1 rRNA gene is annotated in these 3,001 nt (G+C 51.2%); it reads left to right on the top strand.

The features are described 5' to 3' along the window. Window positions 1–156: 156 nt before the first annotated feature. Window positions 157–3,001 (top strand): 23S ribosomal RNA (locus HLM86_RS20075); the annotation flags it as partial.

A 3,001-nucleotide genomic window follows, 5' to 3' on the forward strand; every position in this document is an offset into this window, starting at 1 on the left:
GTTATTAGGTACCAACACACATTCAAGTGTTCTTGGAAACCCACAATGCGTTGTGAGGTTTATATTTGAGTCCGGCAAAATCGAACGCTGTCTCGCTCATTCAAATAATGAGACAGCACTTTGGTTGTTTGACGTACAGACCCTTTGGGGTTGTATGGTTAAGTGACTAAGCGTACACGGTGGATGCCTTGGCAGTCAGAGGCGATGAAAGGCGTATTAACTTGCGATAAGTCCAGATTAGGCAGTAAAAGCCACTTGAGTCTGGAATTCCTGAATGGGGAAACCCACGTGCATAAGCACGTATCATTAACTGAATACATAGGTTAATGAGGCGAACTCGGGGAACTGAAACATCTAAGTACCCGAAGGAAGAGAAATCAACCGAGATTCCGAAAGTAGCGGCGAGCGAAATTGGATTAGCCCTTAAGCTTTTAATGATGCAGGTGAAGAGTCTGGAAAGTCTCGCGATACAGGGTGATAGCCCCGTAACCGGTCCATCATAATCAGTGAAATCGAGTAGGGCGGGACACGTGATATCCTGTCTGAATATGGGGGGACCATCCTCCAAGGCTAAATACTACTGACTGACCGATAGTGAACCAGTACCGTGAGGGAAAGGCGAAAAGAACCCCTGTGAGGGGAGTGAAATAGAACCTGAAACCGTGTACGTACAAGCAGTAGGAGCCTCTTCGTGGGGTGACTGCGTACCTTTTGTATAATGGGTCAGCGACTTATATTCAGTGGCAAGGTTAACCGTTTAGGGGAGCCGTAGGGAAACCGAGTCTTAACTGGGCGTTCAGTCTCTGGATATAGACCCGAAACCAGGTGATCTAGCCATGGGCAGGTTGAAGGTTGAGTAACATCAACTGGAGGACCGAACCGACTAATGTTGAAAAATTAGCGGATGACTTGTGGCTAGGGGTGAAAGGCCAATCAAACCTGGAGATAGCTGGTTCTCCCCGAAATCTATTTAGGTAGAGCCTCGGACGAATACTACTGGGGGTAGAGCACTGTTAAGGCTAGGGGGTCATCCCGACTTACCAACCCTTTGCAAACTCCGAATACCAGTAAGTACTATCCGGGAGACACACGGCGGGTGCTAACGTCCGTCGTGGAGAGGGAAACAACCCAGACCGCCAGCTAAGGTCCCAAAGTATAGCTAAGTGGGAAACGATGTGGGAAGGCTCAGACAGCTAGGATGTTGGCTTAGAAGCAGCCATCATTTAAAGAAAGCGTAATAGCTCACTAGTCGAGTCGGCCTGCGCGGAAGATGTAACGGGGCTAAGCTATACACCGAAGCTGCGGCAATACAGTTTACTGTATTGGGTAGGGGAGCGTTCTGTAAGCCGTTGAAGGTGGCCTGTAAGGGTTGCTGGAGGTATCAGAAGTGCGAATGCTGACATGAGTAACGATAAAGGGGGTGAAAAACCCCCTCGCCGGAAGACCAAGGGTTCCTGTCCAACGTTAATCGGGGCAGGGTAAGTCGACCCCTAAGGCGAGGCCGAAAGGCGTAGTCGATGGGAAACGGGTTAATATTCCCGTACTTCTTACAATTGCGATGGGGGGACGGAGAAGGCTAGGTGGGCCTGGCGATGGTTGTCCAGGTTCAAGTGCGTAGGCTGAAGAGTTAGGTAAATCCGGCTCTTTGTTAAGGCTGAGACACGACGTCGAGCACCTAAGGGTGTGAAGTCATTGATGCCATGCTTCCAGGAAAAGCCTCTAAGCTTCAGATTGTAAGGAATCGTACCCCAAACCGACACAGGTGGTCGGGTAGAGAATACCAAGGCGCTTGAGAGAACTCGGGTGAAGGAACTAGGCAAAATGGTACCGTAACTTCGGGAGAAGGTACGCTCCTGTCGGTGAAGTCCCTTGCGGATGGAGCTAACGGGAGTCGCAGATACCAGGTGGCTGCAACTGTTTATTAAAAACACAGCACTGTGCAAAATCGTAAGATGACGTATACGGTGTGACGCCTGCCCGGTGCCGGAAGGTTAATTGATGGGGTTAGCGCTTGCGCGAAGCTCTTGATCGAAGCCCCGGTAAACGGCGGCCGTAACTATAACGGTCCTAAGGTAGCGAAATTCCTTGTCGGGTAAGTTCCGACCTGCACGAATGGCGTAATGATGGCCACGCTGTCTCCACCCGAGACTCAGTGAAATTGAAATCGCTGTGAAGATGCAGTGTACCCGCGGCTAGACGGAAAGACCCCGTGAACCTTTACTACAGCTTGGCACTGAACATTGAACCTACATGTGTAGGATAGGTGGGAGACTTTGAAACCGCGTCGCCAGATGCGGTGGAGTCAACCTTGAAATACCACCCTTGTAGCTTTGATGTTCTAACGTCGGTCCCTGAATCGGGATCACGGACAGTGCCTGGTGGGTAGTTTGACTGGGGCGGTCTCCTCCCAAAGAGTAACGGAGGAGCACGAAGGTGGGCTAAACACGGTTGGACATCGTGTGGTTAGTGCAATGGCATAAGCCCGCTTGACTGCGAGAATGACAATTCGAGCAGGTGCGAAAGCAGGTCATAGTGATCCGGTGGTTCTGAATGGAAGGGCCATCGCTCAACGGATAAAAGGTACTCCGGGGATAACAGGCTGATACCGCCCAAGAGTTCATATCGACGGCGGTGTTTGGCACCTCGATGTCGGCTCATCACATCCTGGGGCTGAAGTCGGTCCCAAGGGTATGGCTGTTCGCCATTTAAAGTGGTACGCGAGCTGGGTTTAGAACGTCGTGAGACAGTTCGGTCCCTATCTGCCGTGGGCGTTGGAAGATTGAAGGGGGCTGCTCCTAGTACGAGAGGACCGGAGTGGACGAACCTCTGGTGTTCGGGTTGTCACGCCAGTGGCATTGCCCGGTAGCTAAGTTCGGAATCGATAACCGCTGAAAGCATCTAAGCGGGAAGCGAGCCCTGAGATGAGTCTTCCCTGGCACATTAAGTGCCCTTAAGGGTTGTTCAAGACTAGAACGTTGATAGGCAGGGTGTGTAAGTGCTG

Source organism: Vibrio ostreicida, assembly GCF_013074385.2.
Taxonomy (GTDB): domain Bacteria; phylum Pseudomonadota; class Gammaproteobacteria; order Enterobacterales; family Vibrionaceae; genus Vibrio; species Vibrio ostreicida.